Origin of the sequence: Streptomyces sp. NPDC091682 (assembly GCF_044756625.1) — a bacterium.
Lineage (GTDB): Bacteria > Actinomycetota > Actinomycetes > Streptomycetales > Streptomycetaceae > Streptomyces.
Window position 1 is genome coordinate 60,267 of record NZ_JBIVTH010000004.1, and the last position, 24,421, is coordinate 84,687.

The 24,421-nt window shown below is 72.6% G+C and carries 25 protein-coding genes, 2 tRNA genes and 1 other RNA gene; 14 read left to right on the top strand and 14 right to left on the bottom strand.

Translation table 11 applies throughout. From position 1 onward, the window contains the following. Positions 1 to 106: 106 nt before the first annotated feature. The 5 genes from ACIQK6_RS10880 to ffs all read right to left on the bottom strand — a co-directional run bounded on the left by ACIQK6_RS10880 (position 107) and on the right by ffs (position 7,632). Positions 107 to 1,594, bottom strand: a complete 1,488-nt coding sequence (locus ACIQK6_RS10880) for a N,N-dimethylformamidase beta subunit family domain-containing protein (protein WP_266594910.1) — start codon at positions 1,592 to 1,594, stop codon at positions 107 to 109. A 242-nt stretch (positions 1,595 to 1,836) separates the two neighbouring features. After that, positions 1,837 to 3,660 carry a hypothetical protein gene (locus ACIQK6_RS10885; protein WP_329100372.1) on the bottom strand — a complete coding sequence of 608 codons (1,824 nt, stop codon included), beginning with the start codon at positions 3,658 to 3,660 and terminating at the stop codon, positions 1,837 to 1,839. 309 nt (positions 3,661 to 3,969) lie between these two features. Then, a complete protein-coding gene (purD, locus tag ACIQK6_RS10890; protein ID WP_329100370.1) occupies positions 3,970 to 5,223 on the bottom strand; it encodes a phosphoribosylamine--glycine ligase in 1,254 nt (417 codons plus the stop codon). Between the two features lie 61 nt (positions 5,224 to 5,284). Further along, on the bottom strand, positions 5,285 to 7,456 hold the full coding sequence (locus ACIQK6_RS10895) for a DNA polymerase III subunit gamma and tau (protein WP_329100368.1): 2,172 nt from the start codon (positions 7,454 to 7,456) through the stop codon (positions 5,285 to 5,287). Positions 7,457 to 7,533: 77 nt separating this feature from the next. Further along, positions 7,534 to 7,632, bottom strand: an RNA gene (ffs, locus tag ACIQK6_RS10900) — signal recognition particle sRNA small type. A gap of 107 nt (positions 7,633 to 7,739) precedes the next feature. Here ffs and ACIQK6_RS10905 point away from each other — a divergent pair. Then, a tRNA-Ser gene (locus ACIQK6_RS10905) sits at positions 7,740 to 7,824 on the top strand. A 374-nt stretch (positions 7,825 to 8,198) separates the two neighbouring features. Then, the gene (locus ACIQK6_RS10910) at positions 8,199 to 8,648 is read left to right on the top strand and encodes a hypothetical protein (RefSeq protein WP_329100366.1); all 450 of its coding nucleotides are present in this window, start codon (positions 8,199 to 8,201) and stop codon (positions 8,646 to 8,648) included. Positions 8,649 to 8,804: 156 nt separating this feature from the next. On the opposite strand, the gene ACIQK6_RS10915 is transcribed toward ACIQK6_RS10910, so the two are convergent. From ACIQK6_RS10915 to ACIQK6_RS10925, 3 genes are read right to left on the bottom strand one after another with little or no spacing between them, the layout of a single operon-like run. After that, entirely contained in the window at positions 8,805 to 9,029 is a 225-nt protein-coding gene (locus ACIQK6_RS10915; RefSeq protein ID WP_329100363.1) for a hypothetical protein, read from the bottom strand. A gap of 31 nt (positions 9,030 to 9,060) precedes the next feature. Beyond that, positions 9,061 to 10,074, bottom strand: a complete 1,014-nt coding sequence (locus ACIQK6_RS10920; protein ID WP_329100361.1) for a CU044_5270 family protein — start codon at positions 10,072 to 10,074, stop codon at positions 9,061 to 9,063. Continuing rightward, positions 10,071 to 10,643, bottom strand: coding sequence for an RNA polymerase sigma factor (locus tag ACIQK6_RS10925; protein ID WP_329100359.1), 573 nt, complete (start codon positions 10,641 to 10,643; stop codon positions 10,071 to 10,073). Before ACIQK6_RS10925 ends, ACIQK6_RS10920 begins: the two co-directional genes overlap by 4 nt. 394 nt (positions 10,644 to 11,037) lie before the next feature. Between ACIQK6_RS10925 and ACIQK6_RS10930 the strand changes: the two genes are divergently transcribed. Together ACIQK6_RS10930 and ACIQK6_RS10935 are read left to right on the top strand one after the other, a co-directional pair. After that, positions 11,038 to 11,997, top strand: a complete 960-nt coding sequence (locus ACIQK6_RS10930) for a phosphorothioated DNA-binding restriction endonuclease (protein WP_329100357.1) — start codon at positions 11,038 to 11,040, stop codon at positions 11,995 to 11,997. 109 nt (positions 11,998 to 12,106) lie between these two features. Continuing rightward, complete coding sequence (locus ACIQK6_RS10935) at positions 12,107 to 12,886, top strand: ATP-grasp domain-containing protein (RefSeq protein ID WP_329100354.1); 780 nt, start codon at positions 12,107 to 12,109, stop codon at positions 12,884 to 12,886. A 34-nt stretch (positions 12,887 to 12,920) separates the two neighbouring features. Here ACIQK6_RS10935 and ACIQK6_RS10940 read toward each other — a convergent pair whose 3' ends face one another. From ACIQK6_RS10940 to ACIQK6_RS10950, 3 genes are all read right to left on the bottom strand, one after another. Further along, positions 12,921 to 13,268 carry a DoxX family protein gene (locus ACIQK6_RS10940; RefSeq protein WP_329100352.1) on the bottom strand — a complete coding sequence of 116 codons (348 nt, stop codon included), beginning with the start codon at positions 13,266 to 13,268 and terminating at the stop codon, positions 12,921 to 12,923. A 123-nt stretch (positions 13,269 to 13,391) separates the two neighbouring features. Then, positions 13,392 to 13,964, bottom strand: a complete 573-nt coding sequence (locus ACIQK6_RS10945) for a hypothetical protein (protein WP_329100350.1) — start codon at positions 13,962 to 13,964, stop codon at positions 13,392 to 13,394. A 254-nt stretch (positions 13,965 to 14,218) separates the two neighbouring features. Beyond that, positions 14,219 to 15,031: a VOC family protein gene (locus ACIQK6_RS10950; RefSeq protein WP_329100347.1), complete on the bottom strand. Its 813-nt coding sequence runs from the start codon at positions 15,029 to 15,031 to the stop codon at positions 14,219 to 14,221. 112 nt (positions 15,032 to 15,143) lie between these two features. Here ACIQK6_RS10950 and ACIQK6_RS10955 point away from each other — a divergent pair, with 112 nt between their 5' ends. Continuing rightward, positions 15,144 to 15,782 (top strand): HhH-GPD-type base excision DNA repair protein, encoded by a 639-nt coding sequence (locus ACIQK6_RS10955; protein WP_329100345.1) that lies wholly within the window; start codon positions 15,144 to 15,146, stop codon positions 15,780 to 15,782. Between the two features lie 82 nt (positions 15,783 to 15,864). Further along, entirely contained in the window at positions 15,865 to 16,338 is a 474-nt protein-coding gene (locus tag ACIQK6_RS10960) for a cupin domain-containing protein (RefSeq protein ID WP_329100343.1), read from the top strand. Here the strand turns inward: ACIQK6_RS10960 and opcA are convergent. Together opcA and ACIQK6_RS10970 are read right to left on the bottom strand one after the other, a co-directional pair. Continuing rightward, positions 16,287 to 17,219, bottom strand: coding sequence for a glucose-6-phosphate dehydrogenase assembly protein OpcA (gene opcA / locus ACIQK6_RS10965; protein WP_329100340.1), 933 nt, complete (start codon positions 17,217 to 17,219; stop codon positions 16,287 to 16,289). The genes ACIQK6_RS10960 and opcA overlap by 52 nt on opposite strands. 20 nt (positions 17,220 to 17,239) lie before the next feature. Further along, the gene (locus tag ACIQK6_RS10970; protein WP_402694700.1) at positions 17,240 to 18,859 is read right to left on the bottom strand and encodes a helicase HerA-like domain-containing protein; all 1,620 of its coding nucleotides are present in this window, start codon (positions 18,857 to 18,859) and stop codon (positions 17,240 to 17,242) included. A gap of 88 nt (positions 18,860 to 18,947) precedes the next feature. On the opposite strand from ACIQK6_RS10970, the gene ACIQK6_RS10975 reads away from it, so the two are divergent. Next, on the top strand, positions 18,948 to 19,244 hold the full coding sequence (locus ACIQK6_RS10975; RefSeq protein ID WP_030010424.1) for a type II toxin-antitoxin system VapB family antitoxin: 297 nt from the start codon (positions 18,948 to 18,950) through the stop codon (positions 19,242 to 19,244). A 93-nt stretch (positions 19,245 to 19,337) separates the two neighbouring features. Next, positions 19,338 to 20,009, top strand: a complete 672-nt coding sequence (locus tag ACIQK6_RS10980; protein WP_329100336.1) for a LytR C-terminal domain-containing protein — start codon at positions 19,338 to 19,340, stop codon at positions 20,007 to 20,009. 105 nt (positions 20,010 to 20,114) lie between these two features. Here ACIQK6_RS10980 and upp read toward each other — a convergent pair whose 3' ends face one another. Then, positions 20,115 to 20,750 (bottom strand): uracil phosphoribosyltransferase, encoded by a 636-nt coding sequence (upp, locus tag ACIQK6_RS10985; protein ID WP_329100334.1) that lies wholly within the window; start codon positions 20,748 to 20,750, stop codon positions 20,115 to 20,117. 164 nt (positions 20,751 to 20,914) lie between these two features. Here upp and ACIQK6_RS10990 point away from each other — a divergent pair, with 164 nt between their 5' ends. From ACIQK6_RS10990 to ACIQK6_RS11015, 6 genes are all read left to right on the top strand, one after another. Continuing rightward, entirely contained in the window at positions 20,915 to 21,907 is a 993-nt protein-coding gene (locus ACIQK6_RS10990; RefSeq protein ID WP_329100333.1) for a universal stress protein, read from the top strand. Between the two features lie 81 nt (positions 21,908 to 21,988). Continuing rightward, entirely contained in the window at positions 21,989 to 22,168 is a 180-nt protein-coding gene (locus ACIQK6_RS10995; protein ID WP_030768873.1) for a hypothetical protein, read from the top strand. Between the two features lie 274 nt (positions 22,169 to 22,442). Beyond that, on the top strand, positions 22,443 to 22,991 hold the full coding sequence (locus ACIQK6_RS11000; RefSeq protein ID WP_329100331.1) for a hypothetical protein: 549 nt from the start codon (positions 22,443 to 22,445) through the stop codon (positions 22,989 to 22,991). Between the two features lie 56 nt (positions 22,992 to 23,047). After that, positions 23,048 to 23,476: a tRNA adenosine(34) deaminase TadA gene (gene tadA, locus ACIQK6_RS11005; RefSeq protein ID WP_329107794.1), complete on the top strand. Its 429-nt coding sequence runs from the start codon at positions 23,048 to 23,050 to the stop codon at positions 23,474 to 23,476. A gap of 120 nt (positions 23,477 to 23,596) precedes the next feature. After that, a tRNA-Ser gene (locus ACIQK6_RS11010) sits at positions 23,597 to 23,681 on the top strand. A 75-nt stretch (positions 23,682 to 23,756) separates the two neighbouring features. After that, positions 23,757 to 24,080: a hypothetical protein gene (locus ACIQK6_RS11015; protein ID WP_329100329.1), complete on the top strand. Its 324-nt coding sequence runs from the start codon at positions 23,757 to 23,759 to the stop codon at positions 24,078 to 24,080. Positions 24,081 to 24,421: the final 341 nt, after the last annotated feature.

Here is a 24,421-nt window from a genome sequence, read left to right on the forward strand (position 1 = left end):
GGGCCCGCTCCGGCGGACGGGGGTGGTCCGGCCCCAGTTCCCGCCCCAGGCCCACGGCGGGTCCGCGGCGGGTCCGGCGTGGGTCCGCGGCGGGTCCCGCGGCGGGTCAGTCGTGCTTGCAAATCCGGTCGAGGAGATTGGCCGTGGCCCGCTGCACGCGCTCGTCCACGTGGCCGGGGCGGTCGAGGGCCGGGGACCAGGCGAACGTGCCGGAGGCGAAGACCAGCGCGCCGCTGGGCGCCCGATAGAGGGAGGTCTCCTGGTGCCGGCGGTGGCCCTCGCTGTCGAGGTACGGAGAGTGCGCCAGCAGGATCCGGTCCTGGTGCTCGGGGAGCTGGGTGCGCGGGAAGTAGCGGTCGGCCTCACCCGCGACCAGGCCGGGCAGCTCGTCGTTCTCGCCCGCGCCGGTGGAGTCCCAGAGCCAGTGGGTGGCGTTGCGCACGATCAGCGGCGCGGGTTCGGGGACCCGGCCCGCGTACTGGATGCCGAGCAGCTGCTGCTCCGGTCGGTCGACCTCGCGCCACAGGCTGGGGCGGCCCGGTCCGCGCCGTTTTCGACAGGTGAGGAGCCGGTCGGCGACCCCGGAGGGCGACGGGCCGAGCTCGACCTGCCAGTACATGGTGTTGGCGGAGAGGAAGACGAGCGAGGTGCCGTGCCGGCGGGCACGCTCGACGGTGCGGCGCATGGGGGCCGACCAGTACTCGTCGTGGCCGGGGAAGACCAGGCCGCGGTAGCGGGTGGGGTCGACGCGGCCGGCGTGCAGGTCACGGGTGTCGGCGTAGGCGATGTCGTAGCCGTAGCGCTCGGCCCAGCGGATGAAGTCGTAGGCGTGGCCGACGTGCAGGGGCAGGCCCGCACCCGCGTAGGGGCGGTCGAAGGAGACGGTGACGGCGGCGTCCTGCTCACCCAGCAACCGGCCCTCCTCGTCCCAGGCGTGGTAGAGGCTGGCGCCGCTGCGACCGTCCTCCGGATAGAGGTTGTAGGCCTGCCAGGTGATGTCGGGGAGTAGGAGCAGGAGGTCGGCGGGGTGGTCGTCGCGGACCGTGAAGGGGATGTGGGAGCGGTAGCCGTCGGCGGTGGTGAGGACGGCGACGTACGCGCCGACGCTCCAGTAGGAGGGCACCTGGAGGCGCCAGGACAACCACCAGTGGTGGCAGGAGACGGTGCGGTCGGCGGCGAGCGGGGCCGGCTGGACGATGCCGGAGAGCCGGGGGCTCGTGGTGATCTTGGAGGCTCCGTCGCCGCCGTAGTGGCCGATCCGGTAGACGTCGACGGAGAACTGCTGGGGCGGGTCGACGGTGATGTGGAAGTCGATGGCCTCGCCGGGAGCCACACCGCCGGTGGAGGCGAAGCCCTTGATCTGGCGGTGCACGTCGTCGGCGGTGCGGGGACCGCCGTTGCCGCGGGCGCGCGGGATCTGGCCGGTTCCGGCGGCCGCGGCGGCCGGGTCCACGTACCAGGGCACGACCTGGCCGGTGTCGTCGAAGTAGAGCTCACTGCCCCGGAACCAGGGCAGGGGGCCCTGCCCGAAGGGGTCGGACACCGCGTGCGCGAGCGCACCTGACTCCCAACGACGGATCTGGTCCGCACCCATGACCGCTCCCCTCCCTCGATCCCCCCAACGGGCGTACATCGCCTCGGTGCACGGCTCCTGGCTGAGCCGAGGCGGTGTTCCTCGGCACCCGCTCCGGGACGTCCAGCCGCGACCGGTCCCAGCACATCACATAACGCACGCAGTCCGTCACTGTTCGTCGCGAATTGACGTGATCGGAACACTGACGTCCGGTTGCCCGTACGGGCCGTAGCGCTCCCGGGGGCGACGCTCCTCGGCCCGCCTCAGACCAAGCGGACCGGCTTCTCCGGGCGGATGCCGAGGGCCGAGAGCCAGTCCCGCAGCGGCTCCGGGTTCCCCTCCTCGACCAGGCACAGCACGCGCGGCGCCAGGTCGGAACGGCGTTCGCCGCCCACCAGCAGGACCGGCCCGTCCAGCCAGTCCAGCCCAGGGGTAGCCCTGGCCGAGTCCACGGCCGCGCAGCACACCATCGCCGTGACGTGGTCGGCCAGCAGGTCCCGGCCGCTGCGCGGCGGCTGGAGCGGGAACAGCGGGACGGTGTCCGTCCCGCGCGCCTTCCCGGCCCCGGCGGCCGGTCCGGCGGCCCGCTCCTCGCGGGCCAGCTCACCGGTGATCCGGCCGGCCAGCGCCTCACCGGCCGCACCCTCGCCGCCCAGGTCGGTGAGGTAGCCCAACACCCGCTCCAGGGTGGGCCCGGCGAAGGCGTCCGCGGTGGGTGGGGGCGAGTCGGCGGCCGCGAGCGTGGCGGGACCCGCCGCTCCGGCCGCTCCGGCCGCTCCCGAGGAACCCGAAGCACCCGAGGAACCGGGGCGGGCCGCGGCCCCGGCAGAGCCGCTCGGCGCGGCAGGGGTCGCGGGAGCGGCCCCTGGGGCCGACGCGGCCGGGGCGGGGGAGCCCGAAGGGCCCCCGGGCAGCCCCGCCGGGACGGCCAGGGCGTCCAACGCCGCGTGCAGGCGGGCCGCCTCCGTCCGCCACTTGCGGTCCACGACCTCCTCCGGATACGCCGCCCAGTCCACCGGGGACCAGTCCGGCCCGGCCTCGGCCGGCCCTCCGTGGAAGAGCCGTGCAGCCAACAGGGAGGTCGCCTCGTCGATCAGCCCGGGCTGATCCAACAGGTCGCAGGCGGGGCGCTCGCCCAGCCGCGAGGTGAACCCCTCGGCCAGCCGGTCCCGCCGGGAGAGCTCGGTCAGTGCGGAGACCACCCCGGCGTCGAGGTGCGCGGGCCAGCGACCCATCCGCCAGGCGGGGAGCGCGACCCGGGTCAGCAGCCGGTCCCAGCCCGCGTAGGCCAGGCCGACCTGCTCCTGGGCGACGATGCGCAGCCCGTAGTCCACTCCCTGTGCACGCTCCGAGGCGGCCGCGGCCACCCCGCGCTCCATTTCGGCGGCGTCCGTCCGGCACAGCCGCAGCAGCAGCCGGGCCGGCGGGGCGATCCAGCCGAGGCCGCGCCGACCGCCCACGTCCACGGCCGCGTCCAGGCCGCGCACGAAGCCGCGCGCGTCGGCTATGTCCGGGTGCGCGGAAGGGCCCGTACCGGCGACGACGGGCGCGAGGACCGCCCGTAGCTCAGCGACCCGCATCCACCACAGGAAGGGCGAGCCGATCACCAGCACCGGGGCCGCGCCCGGCTCGGACTCCGGCCCGACGGCTCCGGGCGCGGCGCCGAAGACGCGGGCCGCGCCGCGGCGGTGGGCCGCGTGGCTCCGGTCCTCCAGCCAGCTGTCGCAGTCCGGCGTCAGGGCTATGGCGGAGGGCGGCGGCACGTCCATCCGGTCGGCCAGGTCCCGCACCAGCCGGTAGAGATCGGGCGCGGCGGCCTCCGAGAGGGGCACCGTCGGCGTCACGGCGGGGCTCGCCCGCAGCACCACCGCGGCGAAGGCACCGCCGACGAGCAGCACGATCGCGGCGAGCACGCACACGACGAGGGTCACCGCGGGCCAGGGATCACCGGCCAGCCGGCCCGTCGCCCTGGCGGCCACCAGGACCACCGCGAGGGCGGCGGGCAGCAGCGCGGCCGCCAAGGCCCTGCTGCGCACGCGCAGCACGGCCAGGGCGCGGGAACGCGCGGACGGTGCACCCGCTTCCATGATCGAACCTGTTCCGGACACGGCCGGACCTCACCCCCTCTGCCCTGCGGCGACGTTGCTCACTCCCCCACTGTGACACCCGCCACTGACATCGCAATGCCGGTGGGCCAAGTGCCGGAATGCTTGGCATCGCACCCTAGTTGGGGCACGCGCGGGAGTCAGGCAGACCGGAGGACGATCACCCGATGGAATGGCTTTGGGTAAAGCTGGCTGCGTTCGAACGCGGCCGGATGCAGTCGCACGCGGACACGCCCGCGGGCCCGGGCGCACGAGGTGCACACCGGGCCCGCGGGTCTGCGGAGCTGCTGGTCAGCGGCCCTCGGCCGCCTTGGCGGCAATATCCGTACGGTGCTGCGAGCCGTCGAGACGGATCCGCGCCACCGCCTTATACGCCTTCTCTCGCGCCTGCGCCAGGTCGGAACCGGTCGCCGTCACCGACAGCACTCGGCCGCCCGCGCTGACCACCGCGTCGCCCTCGTGCCGCGTCCCGGCGTGCAGCACGTAGGCGTCCGGCCCGTCCTCGGCGGCCACCTCGGCCAGGCCCTCGATCGGGTCCCCGGTGCGGGGGGTCTCGGGGTAGTTGTGGGAGGCGATGACCACCGTGACGGCCGCGTCCTCGCGCCAGACCAGCGGGGGCACGGCGTCCAGGGTGCCCTTGGCGGCGCCCAGCAGCACGCCGGCGAGCGGCGTGCGCAACCGGGCCAAGACCACCTGGGTCTCGGGGTCGCCGAAGCGCGCGTTGAACTCGATGACGCGGGTACCGCGGCTGGTGATCGCGAGGCCCGCGTAGAGCAGCCCGGAGAAGGGGGTGCCGCGGCGGCGGAGCTCGTCGACGGTCGGCTGGAGGACCAGCTCCATGACCTCGTCGACCAGCTTCGGGTCGGCCCAGGGCAGCGGGGAGTACGCGCCCATGCCGCCGGTGTTGGGGCCCTCGTCGCCGTCCAGGGCGCGCTTGAAGTCCTGCGCCGGCTGGAGCGGGACCACGGTGACGCCGTCGGTGATGGCGAAGAGGGAGACCTCGGGCCCGTCGAGGTACTCCTCGATGACCACCCGGTCGCAGCCGAGCGCGTGCGCGCGGGCGGCGGCCAGGTCCTCGGTGACCACGACGCCCTTGCCGGCGGCGAGGCCGTCGTCCTTGACGACGTACGGGGCGCCGAAGGCGTCGAGGGCCTCGTCCACCTCTTCGGGCGTGGTGCAGACGTAGCTGCGCGCGGTCGGGACCCCGGCCGCGGCCATCACGTCCTTGGCGAAGGCCTTGGAGCCTTCGAGCTGCGCCGCCTCGGCCGACGGGCCGAAGACGGGGATCCCGGCGGCACGCACGGCGTCGGCGACGCCGGCGACCAGCGGGGCCTCCGGGCCGACGACGACCAGGTCGGCTTCGAGTTCGGTGGCCAGAGCGGCGACGGCAGCGCCGTCGAGGGCATCGACCGGGCGGAGCTCGGCCACCTCGGCGATGCCGGCGTTGCCGGGAGCGCAGTACAGCGCGGAGACGGCGGAGTCGAGGGACAGAGAGCGGCACAGGGCGTGTTCGCGGGCGCCGCCGCCGATGACGAGGACCTTCACGCTGCTCAGCCTAGCCGGGACCGAGCGGTCGCCTTCGTGCGGCCACCCAATCAGGACCCGGCTACTCGTTTGTGTATTCCTCCACAACGGTGGCTCCGAGCTCGCGCACGATCAGGTCGTGCCCGGTCAGGGCGCTCTCGACGAGGTCGGGATCGTCCTCCTCCGCGAAGTCGTCCTCGGGGGCGACGGGCGGGGGCGCCTGCTGTACGGGGGGCTGCGGGGCGGGAGCCGACTGCTGGGGCGGCTGCTGCGGCGCGTACGGCGCGGCGGTCGGGGCCTGCGGGGCGGGGGCCTGCTGCTGAGCCGGGGCCGGCGGCGGGTTGTAGGCGGGGGCGGGCGCGGCCGGGGCCCCGTACGAGGAGCCGTACGAGGAGGTCGGGACCGGGGCCGGGGCTCCGCCGCCGATGACGGCCTCGATCTTCCAGTTGACCTGGAACTGCTCGGCCAGGACCGCCTTCAGGACGTCCTCGCTGCCGCTGCTGGCGAAGTTGTCGCGGGCCCCGACATTGGGGAAGCCCAGCTGGAGGGTGGTCCCGTCGAAGCCGGTGACCTGGGCGTTCTGGCTGAGCAGGATCCAGGTGAAGCGACGGCGGTTCTTGACGGCCTCCAACACGCCGGGCCACATCGCCTGCACCTGCCCGGCGCCGGCGGCCATGCCGGGGGAGGGCGCGGGGGCCGCGGCGGCCGGGGCGGGGGTGGCGGCCGGGGCGGCGGGAGCGGGGGCCGGGGCGGACGCGGCCGCGCTGGGCCAGGCACCCGCGGCGGCCGCCGGCGCCGTTCCGGGCCAGGCACCGGGCGCGCCGCTCCCGGGCTGCGCGGCGCCCGGCCAGGCGCCGGGGGCGGGAGCGGGGGCCGGGGTCGGTGCGGGAGCGGCAGCGGCAGCGGGCGCCGGCGCGGCCTGGACGGGCTCGGGAGCCCGTACCGGAGCAGGTGCGGGAGCGGGAGCGGCGGCGCGCGCGGCGGCCGCACCCCCACCGGGACCGGCGGGCGCCATGGAATGCGCCTCGGGCCCGGGCACGTAGCCCATGGCGGGCGCGGTGGCCGGCGGCGCGGCGAACGCCGCAGCGGCGGGCGGGCCGCTGCGCTCCAGCCGGTCGAGCCGGGCCTGGAAGGACCGCTCGTCGTCGAAGGCGGCGGGCAGCAGCACCCGGGCGCAGATCAGCTCCAGCTGCAGCCGCGGCGAGGTCGCGCCCCGCATCTCGGTGAGCCCGGCGTTGACCAGGTCGGCGGCGCGCGACAGCTCGGCGGCCCCGAACACGGACGCCTGGGCCTGCATCCGCTCCACCACATCGGCGGGGGCGTCGATCAACCCCTTCTCCCCGGCGTCCGGCACGGCGGCCAGGATCACCAGGTCGCGCAGCCGCTCCAGCAGGTCGGCGACGAACCGGCGCGGGTCGTTCCCGCCCTCGACGACCCGGTCGACGACCTCGAAGGCGGCCGCCCCGTCCCCGGCGGCGAAGGCGTCGACGACGGAGTCGAGCAGCGAGCCGTCGGTGTAGCCGAGCAACGAAGTGGCCATGGCATACGTCACACCGTCGTCGGTCGCGCCGGCGAGGAGCTGGTCCATGACGGACATCGAGTCGCGCACGGACCCGGCGCCGGCACGCACGACCAGCGGCAGCACGCCGTCCTCGACCTTGGCGCCCTCGCGCCCGCAGACGTCACCCAGGTACTCCCGCAGGGTGCCGGGCGGCACGAGCCGGAAGGGATAGTGGTGCGTCCTGGACCGGATGGTCCCGATCACCTTCTCCGGCTCCGTCGTGGCGAAGATGAACTTGAGGTGCTCCGGCGGCTCCTCGACCACCTTCAGCAGGGCGTTGAAGCCCGCCGAGGTGACCATGTGGGCCTCGTCGATGATGTAGATCTTGTAGCGGCTGGAAGCCGGCCCGAAGAAGGCCTTCTCGCGCAGGTCACGGGCGTCGTCCACACCACCGTGCGAGGCGGCGTCGATCTCGATGACGTCGATGGACCCCGGCCCGTTCCTGGCCAGGTCCCGGCAGGACTGGCACTCCCCGCAGGGGGTGGGGGTGGGACCCTGCTCACAGTTCAGACACCGGGCGAGGATGCGCGCGCTGGTCGTCTTGCCGCAGCCGCGCGGCCCGCTGAACAGGTACGCGTGATTGACCCGGTTGTTCCGCAGGGCCTGCATCAGCGGGGCAGTGACATGCTCCTGCCCGATGACCTCGGCGAACGACTCGGGGCGATAGCGGCGGTACAGCGCAAGGGACGACACGTATACGAGGTTATCCGGGCCCACCGACATCAGCGGCCCGCCGAAGCCCTTCCGGCGCCTCCCGCACGGCGCCCGTAACGCAAAGCGCCCCCCACGCACCCGCCAGAGCCCACTTACCCTTGCTGCCTTCCGGCCCTGGGGGAGTTGGGTGAGATAGCGCCACGTGAGGGGCTGGCCCCACCCTAGCGGATGGAGGGCCCCGGAATCGAGCCGGACCCCGACCTGCCCTCGGCCCGACGATCACGTTCGCGAGCACCCCTCAACGTCTTGTATTGTTTGCCGCGGAGGATTCGCCTAGTGGCCTAGGGCGCACGCTTGGAAAGCGTGTTGGGGGCAACCCCTCACGAGTTCGAATCTCGTATCCTCCGCACTCGCCCGCCAGGGCAGCCGAAGGACCCGACCGCATAGCGGTCGGGTCCTTCGTCGTTCCGCGGTTGCAGTTTTGGTTGCAGTTGCTCCCTGGCATCCCGAGGGCTCGAATCGGCCGCCATACCTCTGCGGGGTCTGCTGGTGGCTTCAGCGAGGCCCGCCGGCATCAGCTGGGGATCAGGGAACCGACGTATCGGTGGGAGCGATCCAGTGAACAAGCCCGGCCTGGTCCCGGCCATCGAGCAGGCGATCGGCGTCCTGGAACCCGTCTACCGCGGCAAGGCGGACGAGTCGGACCTGTACGAGGCATCCCTGCTCGTCGTGTGCATCGATGCCGCTAGGGCGGCGGGCCGAAGGCCGAACCACGCTCCTCATGCAGGACGGCACGAGCCCGGCTATCGCGCTGCGCTTCCGCCGGTCCCCCGGCAGGCTGTGGTCCGGCGATTCCACCCGCGCGGTGGTGAGCTTCACGGACACACAAAAGAAGCTGGAGATCCACCTGGGCGTGTACGTGGCGGCCACCACGTCGAAGGTGGCGCATGAGTGCGACGTCGCGGTTCTGGACCACCAGGAGGCCGAGCGGAGCCGCCGGGCCATGGTCCACCCCCGGGGCAAGGGGCTCGTCGCCGCGATCGAGGCGAAGCACTACGGCACCTCACCCGGCCTCGGGATCGGCCGCGGGTTCTCGGGACTGGCAAAGGAGATGGGCGGCAAGAAGTGCTCGCTGGTCTTCCCATCGCAGAGCTCCACCACTCGGCGCTCTGATCGCCAGAAGGGACAGCGAGGCATACCCCCGGTTGCTTCCAGGGACGACGGCCGCTGACCGGCTTCGCGCCAAGCTCGACCAGGCCATCCGCAACTGGAAGGACCAGCTGTAGGGGCGCGGCGCCGGTCTGCGCATGGCGCAGGGCGCCAGCGGAGTTCCCACTGGCGCCTTCCAAGACGACCCGGTGTACCGTCCCGACGAAGGCGTCCGTCGTCACCAGTCGTCGGTGTCCCCGTACTTCCCCGGGTGCTGGGCGCGGTCCACAGCCTGTGCGCAGGCGTCAGCGAACGCGGCCTTCACGGCCGCCTCGTCGGTGCCACGAACATGCGCCTCGACTTCCTCCCCGGCTCCCGGCCGCCGGACCGTGCGCCACGCCGACGGGCGGTCGGTACAGGCGTCGGTCTCGACCTTCAGTACGCTCCGCGGCAAGTCGGCCATATTTTCGATTCATTTGGCCCGAACATGCCCGCTAGTGCCCCGGCGCCCGCCCCGCCACGTCCGTAACGCCCCGGTCGACGATGGCCACGGATGTCACCGGCGTTCCCGCCTTCCCCCATGCGCTGTCCTTGAGGAGCACGGTCCGCTCGCCCAACAGGCGCAGGCCTTCCTTGTCGAAGATCCATTCGGTTCGCTCCCCGTTGTGAACGCGGGCAACCGCAACACCCGTCCGCCCGGCAGCATCCGTCGCCTCGGGAACCAGCACAACGCCGGGGATCCGGGCGGCAGCACGATAGAGAGCAGCACTCACGGCAGGCGGAGCCTCCACGGTCCGCAGCAGGTCACCGATCGCTACGAATGCTTCCTGATCTGGGCCGGTGGTGGATTCGGAGTCGGCCCCGTGGTTGAGGCGGGTGTCCGCGTAGATCACCTCCAACAGACGATCAGGGTCAGTCGGAAGGGTCTCAAGGAAGCGATAGGTAGGGCCGTTGATGCTGGCCTTGTCCTTGCCTCGCACCGGATCCGTCGTGGTGCCCCTCGCGTTACGGGTGAGCGTGCCGACCGCCCCGTCCACAGACACCCAGTGCTCAGCAGATTCGTCCGTTCGGGCTGCCTCCATTCCTCCGTTCTTGGTCTCGGACAGAGACGTGGAGTGCCCCCTGGTCTTCGTGTACAGAAACTGACCGTCCCGGACGGTTGGAGCGGGTGCCGCCTGCGCCGCCAGAGCCACGCGATCCAGAAGCTGTACGGCCGCCGGCTCCGTCCGAGCAACGGTTGGGCGCTTCTCTGAACCGTCTACACCGAAGGCGACGGCAACGGCGACGGCAACGGCACACGTCGCGGCACCCAGCACTAGGACCAAGGTCCGGGGGCGTCGGGACCTCGCGCTGGCGACGTGCCCGTTCCCAGCTGTTTCGCGCATCAGGTGCTCCTTGATCCGGTGATGTCCGTGGAACGGCAGCTCGGTTTCGGAGAGGCCGGGAAGGCTCCGGATGATCTCCGCGCGCTCGAACGGATCGAGTCGTGTGTTGTCGGGGGAGTTCACAGATTCCCCTTCCGTGCGACTGAAGACGCGGGGGCGCACCTGGAAGCCGGAGCGGCCTCGAGATAGGCGGCAGTGAGTTTGCGTAGACGGGCACGGGCACGGGCACGGGAGAGCCGGGAACGCACGGTACCGACGGGCACGCCACACGCCTGTGCAACTTCGTCGTGACTGAGGCCGGACCAGACGGATAGAAGGAGGGCCTCGCGATCCGTACGCCGTAGTCGGCTCAGGACGGCAAGGGCGGCAGCGGCCTCGGCCGCGTCTGCGATGCGGGACACGACAGCCTCCGCCAAGTCGGGGACGGTATCGGGTGGCGGAAGACGGGCTATCGCATCGCCGTGACGACGCGCAGCCCGGCGGGTGTTCCGCAGGACGTTGGTGGCGATTCCGAAAAGCCATGCCCGATGGCTCGTGACGCCTTCAAGCGCTTCACGTAACCGCCACGCCTCGAGAAAAGTGAGGGAGACGATGTCCTCGGCCTCCGCGCGATCGCCGGTCATGCGGGCGGCGTACGCGTAGACCGACCGGGCGTGTGCGTCGTAGATTTCCGCGAACAGTTGGTGGTCCACACTGGATAGTGTCCGCGCGCCTCACCCCGTTGCATGTGACCCTCGTCACACGCTCAAGGGTGGCGCCACCCGACGTCCTCCAGGCAAAGGTTCATCAGGCTGGCGCGAGCTTCTTGGGCCCGAGTCCCAGCACGTGCACTTCGCGCAAGTCGGGGCGGTAAACAGCGCTCACCAAGGGCCGCTTGCCGCCCTCCTTGATCGCCACGGAATGCGCGGGTTCGATTCCCGACCACGCTGGCCCCTGGGCGCCGACCAAGCGGCACACCATGGTTCGTGGTTGCGTTTACTTCGGACCTTTACCTACGAGTCCTTACGGCGCCCTCGGACGGGCCAGACACATGCCCGTGACGGGCCCCGGCCGGCGTTCAGTTCGGCGCAACTACGATCACCGCTCATGGACTGGCTGGAGCGGACCGCGACACTGCGGCAGTGGACCAAGGGCGGGGCTCGCGCTCCGCACAAGCCGCTGCTCTTCCTCTACGCCCTCGGCCGGTTCCAGCAGGACGCGGACGGCGAGCTGATCTACAGCGCCGTGGAAGAGGAGCTACAGCGGCTGCTGGCCGAGTACGGTCCGCCCAACAAGACGACGCCCGCCTACCCCTTCCACCATCTGACCAGCGACGGGGTCTGGGAAGTGCGCACCCGAGACGGACTCGGCAGTCCTGGCAGCGCGGTGCGCGAGCTGCGGGCGACGGGGGCCGCGGGGCGGCTGGCGCCGGAGCTGCGGACGGCGCTGCGGCGGGAGCCGTCGCTGCTGGGCCGGATGGCGCGCGTACTGCTGGACCTGCACTTCCCGCCCTCCCTGCACGGCGAGCTGTGCGAAGCGACGGGACTGGAGCTGGAGCCGGCGGAGACCGGGCGGCCGTCGCCAGCGCGCCGGTCGAGGGACCGGCGGATGCGGGAGCTGGTGCTGACGGCCTACGAGTACCAGTGCGCCTTCTGCGGTTACGACGGCCGGATCGGCGCGGTTCCGGTCGGGCTGGAGGCCGCACACGTGCGCTGGTGGGCGTTCGGCGGCCCGGACGACGTCGACAACGGCCTGTGCCTGTGCTCACTGCACCACAAACTCTTCGACAAGGGCGTCCTCGGTGTGGGTGACGGCCACCGCATCCTCGTCTCGCAGCGCTTCGTCGGGCACAGCCCCGCGGCCCGCGAGCACGTCATAGCCCTCGCCGGCCGCCCCCTCATCGGTCCGCAGCCGGGCGTCCGCCCGGTGGCGGCGCACCACCGCTCTTGGCACACCAGCCAGGTCTTCCACGGAACCCCGCGTCCCGGCGCAGATGTTCCGCGAAGTCGATCTCACGAGGACTCACGCAACCGCCCGCAGATCGGCCCTCGTACTTCCACGGGTTGAGCAGGAGCGCGCCGGTCCGGGCCGGGTGCTAGGCGCTCCCGGCTCCGACGGCCACCCGGCGCAGGGCGTAGTTCAGGGGCCGGACCGCCGGTCGCCGCACAATGGCCGGATGACGGACGAGGTGTTTCTGATACCGGCTCGGCCGACCGCCACGGCCGGGCTGCTCGCCGAGGCAGCCGCGCGCCGGGGGATGGCCGTGCGGGCCCTCGGCCCCGGCTTCGGCGAACTGGCCGGCCGGGCCGTGCACTGGTGCGGTGGTCCGCACGCCGCCGCGCGGGTGGCCGGCGCGCTCGGGCTGGGGCTGCTGGAGCCGCCCGACGACTGGCTCACGCGGCTGCCCGAGCGGTTCACGGGCCGCCGGATCGAGCTGACCACCCTGGGCCGGGCGGCGCGGGAGCTGACCGGATCCGGGCGGCCGGCGTTCGTGAAGCCGCCGCGCGAGAAGTCCTTCCCGCCCGCCGTGTACGGGCCCGGCTCGCCGCTGCCCCGGTCCCTGCCCGCCGCCACCCCCGTGCTGGTCTCGGAGGTGGTGGACTTCGCCGCCGAGTACCGGCTGTTCCTGCTCGACGGGGAGGTCGTCGCCGGGAGCCGGTACGCCGTCCATGGGCACCTGGACCCCGCTCCCCTCGACGAGGACGCGCGCGGGGCGGACGTACGCGGCTTCGCGGCCGCGCTGCTCGCCGCGACCGGCACCGGGCTGCCCAGCGCCGTCACCGTCGACGTCGGCCTCGTCGGAGCGACGGGCCGGTACGCCGTGGTCGAGGCCAACATGCCGTGGTTCTCCAACAGTTACGCCGCCCGGCCCGAGGCCGTCCTGGACGTGGTGCTGCGCGCGGCCGGGCCGCTGCACCGCGTCCGCGCCGCCGACCTGCCCCACGTGACCCCGTAGGAGGAGTCCGTGGGCCGCCCTCCCCCGCTCCCGTTCAGCCCGTGAAGCCGAGGGCCAGGGCCACGACCGCCGGGGCCGCGTAGATCACCGGGAAGGCAACGTGGGCGTAGGACTTCGCCCGCAGCACCGTGATCACGGCGCCCGCGAAGTACAGGGCGACCCCGATCGCCGCCGCGATGCCGATCGCGGGGACGAAGACGCCCACCGCCAGGCCCGCCGCGCCGGCCGCCTTCGCGGTGGCGAGCCGGGTCCACCACGAGCGCGGAACCCCGTACTCGACCAGCGGCTCCACGACCCACTTCGCCTCGAAGAACATCGAAGCCGCCGAGAATCCGACCATGAACGCGCCGACCAGGGCGAAGACAACAGCAGTGGTGGACATCCGAGCTCCCCTCGGGCGGGCGCCGGTGCGGACTCGCTCCGGTCTGTTCCCCGCCTGCTTCACTCCACTGACCCGCCCCGCCGCACCGATGTGACAGGCCGCGCGAAAAAGTCTCGCCCGCGCTCAGGGGCTGCCGGGGACGTAGACGTCGAGGGCGGGGAAGCAAACGGCGTTGTCCGCGCTGCAGATCTCCCGGTCGCCCGGCGAGAGCTGGCGGGTGGGGCGTTCGTACGTGAGCAGGCTCAGCGTCCGGCCCGAGGCGAAGACGGCCGTGGCGTCGCGGACCGGGCCCGTGCCGGGGCTCTGCGGCCCGCGTCCGACGTACGCGTACGGGGCATGGCCGCCGTCCACGACGGCGAAGTAGACCGTGGGCCCCGCGTGGTACGTGACGCCCTCGGTCACCAGCCGGATCCCGATCCGCGCCCAGGACTTCGGCAAGGGGTTGCAGGTGGTGCTCGCGCGGGCATCGCGCACCACGGCCAGGCAGTAGTTCCCGTCGTCGGGCATCCAGGCGAGCTCGCCCGCGTCGCCGGCCGGTTCGCGGTGGATCACGATGACGGATCCGTCGTCCGGAACACGGGCGTCCGAGCCCGCGCGGGCGGCCTCCAGCAGGGCTCCGTCGGCGGCCGTGACCTTCGCGTCCCCGACCGGCTGCGCGGGCCCGGACGGCCCGGACGCCCGCGGCGGCTGGGACACCGTCGGGGATGGTGCCGGTGCCGGTGGCGCCGACGTCACGGGCACCGGTGCGGGCTGCGCCGGGACCGCGGGCGGCGAGAGCGCCGGCGCGGACGGCAGGGTGCACGCGGCCGTCGCGAGGATGGCCAGTCCGCATCCCGCAGCAGCGAGCATCGTCGCGCGTCTCATGGAAATCCGCCCCCGTGTAGCTCGAACCCGTGTGCCGGGGGCAGTCTGCCGTGTCGCCGGGTCCGGCGACACGGCGGGGACGTCGCTCAGCCGAAGCTCGGCATCTCACCCACTGTTGTCGACATGTCGATCACGGCGAAAGCGGCGCCCTGCGGGTCCGTGACCGCCGCGAACCGGCCGAACGGGCTGTCCATCGGGCCGAAGTGCAGCTTCCCGCCGTGCTTCTGGGTCTTCGACACCGCCTCGTCGCAGTCCGGCACCCCGAAGTAGACCTGGATGTAAGGCGGCACTTCCGGCGGGAAGTCGTCGTCCATCTTCATCCGGCCCAGCACCGGGTTCCCGGCGCCTTCGACGCTGAAGACCTTGAAGTCCATGCCAGCCATCTCGGGGTCCTCGCCCGGATCCATCTGCTGAGCGCCGTAGGGGAAGACCTTCGGCAGGAAGGCGTCCGCCTTGGCCGGGTCCCGGGTGAAGACCTCCGCCCACGCGTACGATCCCGACTCGCCCATCTTCTCGAAGCCCTTGTGCTCGCCCGGCTGCCAGACGCCGAAGACCGCACCGCTCGGCTCCTTCGCGATCAGCATCGTGCCGAAGGCGCCCACCTGCATCGGGCCCATCAGCACCTCGCCGCCATTGGTCCTCACCTTCTCGGCGGTGGCCGCCGCGTCGGGCGAAGCGAAGTACAGACACCACTGGGAGGGTGCGTCGGCCCCCGGCATCGGCGGGACCACGGCCGCGACGGCCTTGCCGTCGGAGTAGGCCTGCGTGTAGTTGCCGTACTCGCTGCTGGCCTCGCCGAAGGTCCAGCCCAGCACGTCCGCGTAGAAGGTCTTGGCCCCCTCCACGTCGGCGAACATCGCGTCCACCCAGCACGGAGCGCCTTCGGAGAACTCGGACATGATCGATCGACTCCTCGTCTCGTACCTGTCGTCGTCGTAGACGGTCGTACTCACGCTAGGCGCGCGGTGCGGCGACCGCGCGGGGAGCGCGCCCAGGCGGGACGCTGGAGCCATGGACAAGGACATCACCATCCGGCTGGCACAGCAGCCGGAGGCCGACGCGCTGCTCGGCCGGAGCCCGCTCGCCGCACTCGTCGGAATGCTGCTGGACCAGCAGGTGCCGATGGAGTGGGCGTTCTCGGGGCCCTGGACGATCGCCCAGCGGCTGGGCGGCGACGATCTCGACGCGCACGCCATCGCCGCGTACGACCCGGAGGCCTTCGCGGCCCTGCTCTCCGAGAAGCCCGCCGTCCACCGGTATCCGGGATCGATGGCGACGCGCGTCCAGCAGTTGTGCGCGTACCTCGTCGAGCACTACGACGGGAACGCCGAGGCGGTCTGGGCCGACGCCGCGACGGGTCAGGAGCTGCTGAAACGCCTCAAGGCGCTGCCGGGCTTCGGGGAGCAGAAGGCGCAGATCTTCCTCGCCCTGCTGGGCAAGCGGTTCGGCGTGCGTCCGACGGGCTGGCGGGAGGCCGCGGGCGGCTACGGCCAGGCGAACGTCTACCGTTCCGCAGCCGACATCACGGGACCGGAGTCCCTGGCCAAGGTGCGGGCGCACAAGCAGGAGATGAAGGCCTCCGCAAAGGCCACGAAGGCCGCAAAGGCTACGAAGGCCGCGAGGGCCACCGGGGCCGCGGGCGGCTCCTGATCCCGGGCCACCGAATTGACCGGCCGCATAGGCCGTTGATTGACCCCTGATTCCGGTCGCTCAAGATCGTAGATTGGTGGACATGACAGAGATCGCGACCCGCGCCGCCACCGCCGAAGCCATCCAGGATGCCCCCGGCAGCCTCATCACCCTGCTCACCGACACCGCTGAACTCACCTGCAACACCGCCACCTTCGACGAGGGAGCGGCGGGTGCCCCGGTGCACTTCCACACCAAGGCCACCGAGTTCTTCCACGTCACCGCCGGCCGGCTCGACATCCTCGTCGACGACGAGATCCACACCCTGGGCGCCGGCGACTTCATCGCGGTCCCGCCGGGCGTGAAGCACGCCTTCGCCCCCGCCGCCGGCCACACCGCCGCCGTCTTCGTCGGCTTCACCCCCGGCATGGGCCGCTTCGACTACTACCGGCTCCTCGGCCGGGTCAACGCGGGCGAGGCCACCGTGCAGGACATCAAGGACAGCTCGGCGACCTACGACAACCACTACGCGGAGAGCCCCGTCTGGAGCGGCCGCCGCCGCAGCGCGGAGCCGTAGACCACGTCCGCGTCGAGGCGGCGCAGTTCCTCCGCGATCAGTTCGGCGCCGCTGCGGATCTTCAGTGCCACCCTCCGGTCGGGGCTCTCCGGCAGGCTCAAGGTAGCCAACACGCCCGCGGGCCGGTCCACCCGGATCTCCCCGCCCGCGGTCTGCAGGCTGACCCCGGTGATCACCGGACCCTCGGTCGCCACCCGCGCCACCGGCACCCCCAGCCGGTCCTCCAACCAGCGCGCCAGCAGCTCCGCGCTCGCGTTGTCGGGCTCGCTCTCCACCGCCGCGCCGGTCACCGGCAGCGGCTTCTGGTCCAGGGCCGCGGCCAGCAGCGAGCGCCACGGCGTGAGGCGGGTCCAGGCCAGGTCGGTGTCGCCGGGCTGGTAGCCGGCGGCCCGCTCGTCGAGCACGCCGACCGGGTCGAAGGCGGCGGCCGCGTCCGTGATCCGGCGCTGTGCGAGCGCGCCCAGCGGATCCCGCGCCAGGTCGGTGGGCGCGTCGGCCGGCCACCAAGCCACCACGGGTGCATCCGGCAGGAGCAGCGGGAGGACGACCGAGCCGGCGTGCTCGGTCAACGCCCCGTGCAGGCGCAGCAGCACGATCTCGCCGGTCCCGGCGTCGGAACCGACCCGCAGTTCGGCGTCGACCCGGTTCGCACGGAGCTTGTGCGGGCCGCGCGAGGACCGCCTGATCACCGCGATGATGCGGCAGGGATGTTCGCGCGAGGCCTCGGAGGCCGCGCGCACGGCGTCGTAGGCGTTCTCCTCGTCGGTGGCGAGGAGGAGGGTCAGCACCAGCCCCATGGTCGGGCTGCCTATCGCCCGGCGGGCTTCGAGCAGCGCCCGGTTGACCTTGCTGGACGTGGTGTCGGTGAGTTCGGTCCGCATGCACCGAGTCTGTCACCGCGTCACCGGCGCCTGCGCGCCGTCCCGAAGATAGAGCGCGAGATCTCCCGGCCCAACTGTGTCCCGATCGACCGGGCCAGCGAGCGGAACAGCCCGCTCCCCACCACCTGCTCGGCCAGCGAGGGATCCGGCTTCGGGGCGCTGCGCGCGGCCCGCGCGGCCGCTTTCTGCGCCTCCTCGTCCTGCTTCTCGGCCTCGGCGGCGGCCGCGGCGGCCTCCGCCCGCGCCTCCGCGGCGGCCTGTTCGGCGCTGATCTTCTCGTACGCCGACTCGCGGTCGACCGGCTCCGCGTAGCGCGACCAGAGCAAGGAGGACTTCACGGCCTGCTCCAGGTCCGCCGCCGCGATCGGCCCCATCAGCGACTGCGGGGCCCGCAGCCGGGTCGCCGCGACCGGGGTGGGGGCGCCGTTCTCGCTGAGCACGGTGACGACCGCCTCGCCGGTCCCCAGCCCGGTGAGCAGTTCCTCCAGGTCGTACGCGGAGCGGGGGAAGGTCTTCACGGTCGCCTTCAGCGCCTTGGCGTCGTCGGGGGTGAAGGCGCGCAGCGCGTGCTGCACCCGGTTGCCGAGCTGGGCGAGGACGTCCGACGGCACGTCCTTGGGGGTCTGGGTGACGAAGAAGACGCCGACGCCCTTGGAGCGGATGAGCCGGACCGTCTGGGTGATGGCCGCGAGGAAGGCCTTCGAAGCCCCGTTGAAGAGCAGGTGCGCCTCGTCGAAGAAGAAGACGAGTTTGGGCTTCTCCAGGTCGCCGACCTCCGGCAGGTCGTCGTAGAGGTCGGCGAGCAGCCACATCAGGAAGGTGGAAAAGAGCTGCGGCTTGTCCTGGACCGCCGGGAGTTCCAGTACGGAGACCAGTCCGCGCCCGTCGGCGGCCGTCCGCAGGAACTCGCTGGTGTCGAACTCGGGCTCGCCGAAGAACTCCGACGCGCCCTGCTGCTCGAAGGCGGTGAGCGCCCGCAGGATCACCCCTGCCGTCACCGTGGACAGGCCACCGATCCCCTTGAGTTCGGGTTTGCCCTGGTCGGAGACGAGGAAGGCGACGACCGCGCGCAGGTCCTTGAGGTCGATCAGCTCCAGGCCCTTGGTGTCGGCGTAATGGAAGATCAGGCCGAGGGACTGCTCCTGGGTCTGGTTGAGCTGGAGCACCTTCGACATCAGCACCGGGCCGAAGCCGGTGACCGTGGACCGCAGCGGCACCCCCGGGCCGATCCCGCCCAGCGAGTAGAACGCGCAGGGGTATCCGGTGGGCTCCCACGACTGGGCCACGTCCCGGGCCCGTTCGTCGATCCGCTCGCCCGCCGTCCCGGGCGCCGAGATCCCCGAGAGGTCGCCCTTGATGTCCGCGAGGAAGACGGGGACGCCGCCCGCCGAGAGCTGTTCGGCGATGAGCTGGAGCGTCTTGGTCTTGCCGGTTCCGGTGGCTCCGGCGACCAGACCGTGCCGGTTCAGCATCGCCAGGGGGATGCGGATCTGACGGTCGGGCAGGCAGTCGCCGTCCCAGAGGAGGGCCCCGAGGTCGAGCGCGGGGCCGGTGAACGCGTACCCGGCGGCGATCTCCGCGGACGGGCCCGCCGGGTCCGTCCGGTCCGCCGGAGGGGCGGGGTCGGTGCTCTCGCTCATGATTCACTCCCCAAATAGCAGTGTTCGTCACTTTTGCACCGCCGTCACGAGGCTGCGCCCGCACGCACCGGCCCGGTAGGCTTTCCGTGTGATCTTCAAGCGCATCGGAAGCGGACGGCCCTACCCGGACCACGGCAGGGAAACCACCCGGCAGTGGGCGGACGTCGCGCCGCGCCCGGTCCGGCTCGACCAGCTCGTGACGACCAAGGGCCAGCTGGACCTCGAAACGCTGCTCGCCGAGGACTCCACCTTCTACGGCGACCTGTTCGCGCACGTCGTGAAGTGGCGGGGCGACCTTTACCTGGAGGACGGGCTGCACCGCGCCGTGCGCGCCGCCCTCCAGCAGCGCCAGGTGCTGCACGCGCGCGTCCTCGAGATGGACTGACGACTTCTCCCGGATTGCGCCTTTCGGGTCACCATTGACCTATCAGCAGATCATTTAGTAGGCATCGACACCGGGTCGCACTACGCTGCGCCCATGAGCATGCTCACTCCCCCCGGCATGGGCGGAAAGTACCGCGTCACGGGAGCCGCCTACCCCCGTATGAGTCGTAAGCGGAGCCGTACCCGGATCGTCCTCGCCGTGCTCGGCTCGATCCTTGCGCTGGCCCTGGTCGGCTACGGGGCCCTGCAGCTCATCGACGTGTTCCGGGGCGACAGCCCCAAACGGAACACGGCTGCGGGTGCCAAGGACTGCCCGACGACGCCTCCCGGTGCCGCTGCCAAGGGCGGCCCCGGCGCCGCCTCCACCGCCCCGGCCGCCGCCAAACCGGCGGTCGTGCTCCCCCCGCCCGGGGAGATCACGGTCAACGTCTACAACGCGACACCGCGCGCGGGCCTGGCCAAGGCCGTCGGTGACGAGCTGGCCAAACGCGGCTTCGTGATCGGCCACGTGGGCAACGCCCCGGCCGACTTCGACAAGAAGGTCCCCGGCACGGGGATACTGCTGGGCTCCCCCGCGACCGACAAGGCGGTCTTCGCCGTGCTCGGCACGCAGCTCGCCGGCACCACCCAGCAGACCGACACCCGGGAGACCGCGGACGTCGACCTGATCCTGGGCGACGCCTTCAAGGAGCTGAGTACGAAGGAGGACGCGGACAAGGCGCTGGCCCTCCTGGCCAACCCCGCGCCCGCGCCCAAGAACTGCTGACGCGCCGACGGCGGCGGTCCGGACGCGCCGGACCGCACGTCCGACGTACCGGACCGCACGTCCGACGTACCGGACCGCCGCGCCGTCCTACTCCGCCGAGCCGTCCTACTCCGCCGAGCCGTACATCCGGTCGCCGGCGTCGCCCAGGCCCGGCACGATGTAGCCGTGCTCGTTGAGCCGCTCGTCCACCGCGGCCGTCACCACCGTCACCGGCGTGCCCGCCAGCTCGCGCTCCATGATCTCGACGCCCTCGGGCGCGGCCAGCAGCACCACGGCCGTGACGTCGTCGGCGCCGCGCTTGATCAGCTCCTGGATCGCCGCGACCAGCGTGCCGCCGGTGGCGAGCATCGGGTCGACGACGTAGACCTGGCGACCCGAGAGGTCCTCCGGCATGCGCGTCGCGTACGTGGAGGCCTCCAGGGTCTCCTCGTTGCGGACCATGCCCATGAAGCCCACCTCGGCGGTCGGCAGCAGCCGCACCATGCCGTCGAGCATGCCAAGGCCCGCCCGCAGGATCGGGACGATCAACGGCCGGGGGGCCGAGAGCTTCACGCCCGTGGTCGGGGCGACCGGGGTCTCGATGTCGGCCCGCTCCGTGCGCACGTCCCGGGTGGCCTCGTAGGCGAGCAGGGTCACCAGCTCGTCGGCGAGCCGCCGGAAGGTGGCGGAGTCGGTGCGCTTGTCGCGCAGGGTGGTGAGTTTGTGCGCCACCAAGGGGTGATCGACGACCTGCAAACGCACAACATCCTCCAAAACTCAGCCTGCGACCTGCAAAAACGGTCGCACGACGCGACCTGCACCCAAAAGGCTACGCGCTGACGCGGCTCCATCGCGTCCGAAGCGACGGCCGGGCCCGCCGCGTCCCTGCGGATGCGACCCGCGCGGACGCCCAGCAGGCTGGACGGATGAGCAACACACCGGTGATCGCGGCCGTCGACGGGTCGGACCACAGCCTGCGGGCCCTGGAGTGGGCGCGGAAGGAGGCCGTCCGGCACGACTGCGGGCTGCTGGTCGCCCATGTACTGCCCGATCACGCCCAGTTGTACGCCGGGCGCCGGGCCTCGCTGCACGACGCCTCCGAACCGGAGGAGATCCCCGACCCCGTGCGCGACTGGGTCCGGTCCCTGCTCGGCGCCGGCGGCCCCGGGCTGCCCGAGGGAGTCGCGTACGAGGCCCTGGAGGGCTCCGTGCCCGAGGCGCTGCGCGTGATCGGCTCGCAGGCCCGGATGCTGGTGATGGGATCCCGGGGCCACGGCGGCTTCGCCAGCCTGCTGCTCGGCTCCAGCAGCCGGGCCGTGGCCAGCACGGCCGCGTGCCCGGTGGTCGTGGTCCCGCACGCGGAGCGCGGCGCCGCGGACGCCGAGGCCGAGGCCGCCGGCGACGCCACCGGCGACGCCGACGCGGGCGCGGGCGCCGAGCAGTCGGCCGGGCGGGTGGTGCTCGGGCTACACGCCGCCGAGACGCCCGAGGACGTACTGACCTTCGCGTTCACCGAGGCCGCCGTGCGGGGGACCACCGTCCAGGTGGTCTCCGCGTACGCCATCCCGCCCTCGCCGAACCTGGTGATCGACACCCCCTTCACCGTGATCCCGCCCGAGGGGCTGGCCGACGAGGGGGACGGCGTACCGGCCGAACGGGAGATGCTGCGGTCCCAGACGGAGCGGCTGGCGCCGCTGCGCGAGCGGTTTCCCGACGTCCCCGTCGAACAGGCAGCGGTGCCCGGGGACCCGGCGGGCCGGCTGGTCATCGCCTCCCGCGCGGCGGCACTGGTCGTGGTGGGCCGCCACCACCCGCGGCGCACCGCCATGTCGCTGGCGATCGGCTCGGTGGCCCATGCGGTGCTCCACCACGCGCACGGCCCGGTGGCGGTGGTCCCGACGCTGAAGGACGACGTCTGACCTGCGGCGGGGTGGCATCAAACGAGCCGTCCGGGGGAAGGTGGGTGCAGGGGGGACGACCGACCAGCCAGGTGGTGGCCGATGCCCGACAGGCAGCCGAAGGACGAGGTGCCGGAGACCGCGGCGCAGCGCCGAGCACGCCGCGCGCAGTTCCTGCGCGACCTGATGGAGGCTCGCGAGCTGCGCGATCGCGTCCAGCCCCGCCGCGCCCGAGCGGCCCGTATGCGCCAGCAGATGCGCATGCGCACCTTCCGCTGGTGATCCGGGCCCCGGCACGCCGCGACACGTCCGGGCCGCACCACCCGCCCCACGCCCCTCCCCACGACCCCGCCGCCCCCGCGCCGCAACCCCGTACAGCCCCCGCCGGTGCACGGCGCGGCGCGACGCAAGCGCGGAAGACCTCTCGCAAAGCCGCCGTTTCTGCCACGATGCCGATTGGGCGGGGTACGGACGGCGAGCAGCACGGCCGCTGTGCCCCAACCTCCGGCCGGGGGGACCTCCAACCGGCACGCCTAAGACCAGTGGGAGAGTCACGGTGTATTTCGCCGCACTGCTCGCGCGCACCGAAGACGGGTGGGAAGCGAGCGACATGGAACTCGACGACGTCGAGTCCCTCAGTGATCTGATCGATCTCGCCCGGTCCGCCGCTGTCGACGACGACACGGTGGTCGCCCTCATCGAGCAGGAGGACGCCTGGTTCGGCGTCGTCCGCGTGGACGGCGAGGAGGACCCGCGGTACTTCGTATCGAACGCCTCCGCGGCCGCCCGCAGCTCCTACGGCTCGATGCTGACCAAAGAGCTGCTGGGCAGCGACGAGGAGGACGACGAACTCGACGACCTGGACCTGGACGGCACCGAGGACGGCGAGGAGGATGCCGTCACCGCGTTCGCGGACGATGACGCCGACGAGGACGAGGTGGGTGGGACCGGTGCGGAACCGGTACCAGCCGGTCCGCTCGGTGACCCCCGACTGCTGGATGATCTCGGGGTGACCAACAAACAACTGATGACCCTGGACGGGGACGCGCTCTCGGAGATCGCCGATTCCCTCGGCGCCACCGAGGTCCTGGAGGCCGTCCGCTAGTGCTCCCTGCGAACACCGACGGTCCCGATCCCGTACGGGACCCGTGGCGGGACTCCATGCGCCTGGCGCTCCAGGAGGCCGCCCTGGCGGTGCCGGCCGGCGATGTGCCGGTCGGCGCCGTCGTGCTGGGCCCGGACGGGCAAATCCTCGCCACCGGGTACAACGAACGCGAAGCGACCGGCGACCCCACCGCGCACGCCGAGGTCGTGGCACTGCGCCGGGCGGCCGCCGAACTCGGAGAGTGGCGTCTTCCGGGGTGCACCCTCGTGGTGACCCTGGAGCCGTGCGTCATGTGCGCGGGCGCGCTCGTCCAGTCGCGCGTCGCCCGGGTCGTCTACGGCGCGGACGACGAGAAGGCGGGCGCCGCCGGGTCGCTGTGGGACCTCGTACGGGACCGCAGGCTCAACCACCGTCCCGAGGTGGTCCGGGGCGTCCTGGCCGACGAGTGCGCGCGGCAGCTGACGGACTTCTTCCGCGACCTCTGAGCCGGACCGCAGCTCGGGGCCCGGAGCCGAGGGCCCGGAAAAGGCCTGCTCACGCCGGCCGCGACGCCCTCGGACCTACCGATTTCAGCGGATGGGGTTCCTTAGGCTAGGATCCATCTCGGTAGTGTGTCCGAGTGGCCGAAGGAGCTCGCCTCGAAAGCGAGTATGGGGCAACCCATCGGGGGTTCAAATCCCTCCACTACCGCTTCGATCGAGAGCCCCGCCCCGCAAGGGTCGGGGCTCTCGGCGTATTCCGATCCCCTCTCCGGAGGACACCAGCGTGACCGCCCGCCCCTTCGGCCGTTGTCACGGCATGACCAAGACCCAGCGCATGCTCGCCGCCATCGCCCTCGCGGGGGCCGCCGCGGGCCTCGCCGCACCCGCAGCCTCGGCCGCCCCGGTCTCCCCCCTCACCCTCCCGGACCTGCCGGCCGCCGCCCCGGGGATGCCGGCCGGGGCGCAGCCCACGTCGGTCCAGGAGATCGGGTCGCAGCTCAGCGCCGGGGCGAACCAGCTCAACGCGCTGATGGAGCTGCCCAACCACCTGGCCCCCGTCATCGCGCCCGTACAGCCCCTCACCGACCTGGCCGGCGGCCTGGAGTAGCCACGGGGGCCGGAGCCACCCCCGTACGCCTCTCGCGCGCCCCCTGTACGCCCCCGAACGCGCCCGAGCCCCCGTACGCCCCTGCGGCCCCGCACGCAGGCGCGGGGGCGCACGGGTGCAACGCGAAGAAGGCCCCGACCGGAGTCGGGACCTTCGACACGTGGAACGGGGGAAGCGGCGTCGGGGGACAAGCCGCTTCCCCCGACGAGGACGGACCTGCCGGTCCGGGCCGCGGTCAGGGGGAAGCTCGCGGCCCGGACCCCGCAGTGAGGCCCTGTCCCTCACCCACCGGTTTCCTGCCAGAACCGGTGGGCTCACACCCATCCTGCGCCCGTCGCAGG

Bases quoted from the DNA above. Each gene is read 5' to 3' on its own strand.
- ACIQK6_RS10960 (WP_329100343.1), top strand. From the start codon at position 15,865: ATGACAGAGATCGCGACCCGCGCCGCCACCGCCGAAGCCATCCAGGAT.
- ACIQK6_RS10980 (WP_329100336.1), top strand. From the start codon at position 19,338: ATGAGCATGCTCACTCCCCCCGGCATGGGCGGAAAGTACCGCGTCACG.
- ACIQK6_RS10915 (WP_329100363.1), bottom strand. From the start codon at position 9,029: ATGGCCGACTTGCCGCGGAGCGTACTGAAGGTCGAGACCGACGCCTGT.
- ACIQK6_RS10970 (WP_402694700.1), bottom strand. From the start codon at position 18,859: ATGAGCGAGAGCACCGACCCCGCCCCTCCGGCGGACCGGACGGACCCG.
- ACIQK6_RS10935 (WP_329100354.1), top strand. From the start codon at position 12,107: ATGACGGACGAGGTGTTTCTGATACCGGCTCGGCCGACCGCCACGGCC.
- ACIQK6_RS10995 (WP_030768873.1), top strand. From the start codon at position 21,989: ATGCCCGACAGGCAGCCGAAGGACGAGGTGCCGGAGACCGCGGCGCAG.
- ACIQK6_RS10885 (WP_329100372.1), bottom strand. From the start codon at position 3,660: ATGGAAGCGGGTGCACCGTCCGCGCGTTCCCGCGCCCTGGCCGTGCTG.
- ACIQK6_RS10990 (WP_329100333.1), top strand. From the start codon at position 20,915: ATGAGCAACACACCGGTGATCGCGGCCGTCGACGGGTCGGACCACAGC.
- ACIQK6_RS10880 (WP_266594910.1), bottom strand. From the start codon at position 1,594: ATGGGTGCGGACCAGATCCGTCGTTGGGAGTCAGGTGCGCTCGCGCAC.
- opcA (WP_329100340.1), bottom strand. From the start codon at position 17,219: ATGCGGACCGAACTCACCGACACCACGTCCAGCAAGGTCAACCGGGCG.
- ACIQK6_RS10930 (WP_329100357.1), top strand. From the start codon at position 11,038: ATGGACTGGCTGGAGCGGACCGCGACACTGCGGCAGTGGACCAAGGGC.
- ACIQK6_RS10955 (WP_329100345.1), top strand. From the start codon at position 15,144: ATGGACAAGGACATCACCATCCGGCTGGCACAGCAGCCGGAGGCCGAC.
- tadA (WP_329107794.1), top strand. From the start codon at position 23,048: ATGCGCCTGGCGCTCCAGGAGGCCGCCCTGGCGGTGCCGGCCGGCGAT.
- ACIQK6_RS10940 (WP_329100352.1), bottom strand. From the start codon at position 13,268: ATGTCCACCACTGCTGTTGTCTTCGCCCTGGTCGGCGCGTTCATGGTC.
- ACIQK6_RS10950 (WP_329100347.1), bottom strand. From the start codon at position 15,031: ATGTCCGAGTTCTCCGAAGGCGCTCCGTGCTGGGTGGACGCGATGTTC.
- ACIQK6_RS10910 (WP_329100366.1), top strand. From the start codon at position 8,199: ATGCAGGACGGCACGAGCCCGGCTATCGCGCTGCGCTTCCGCCGGTCC.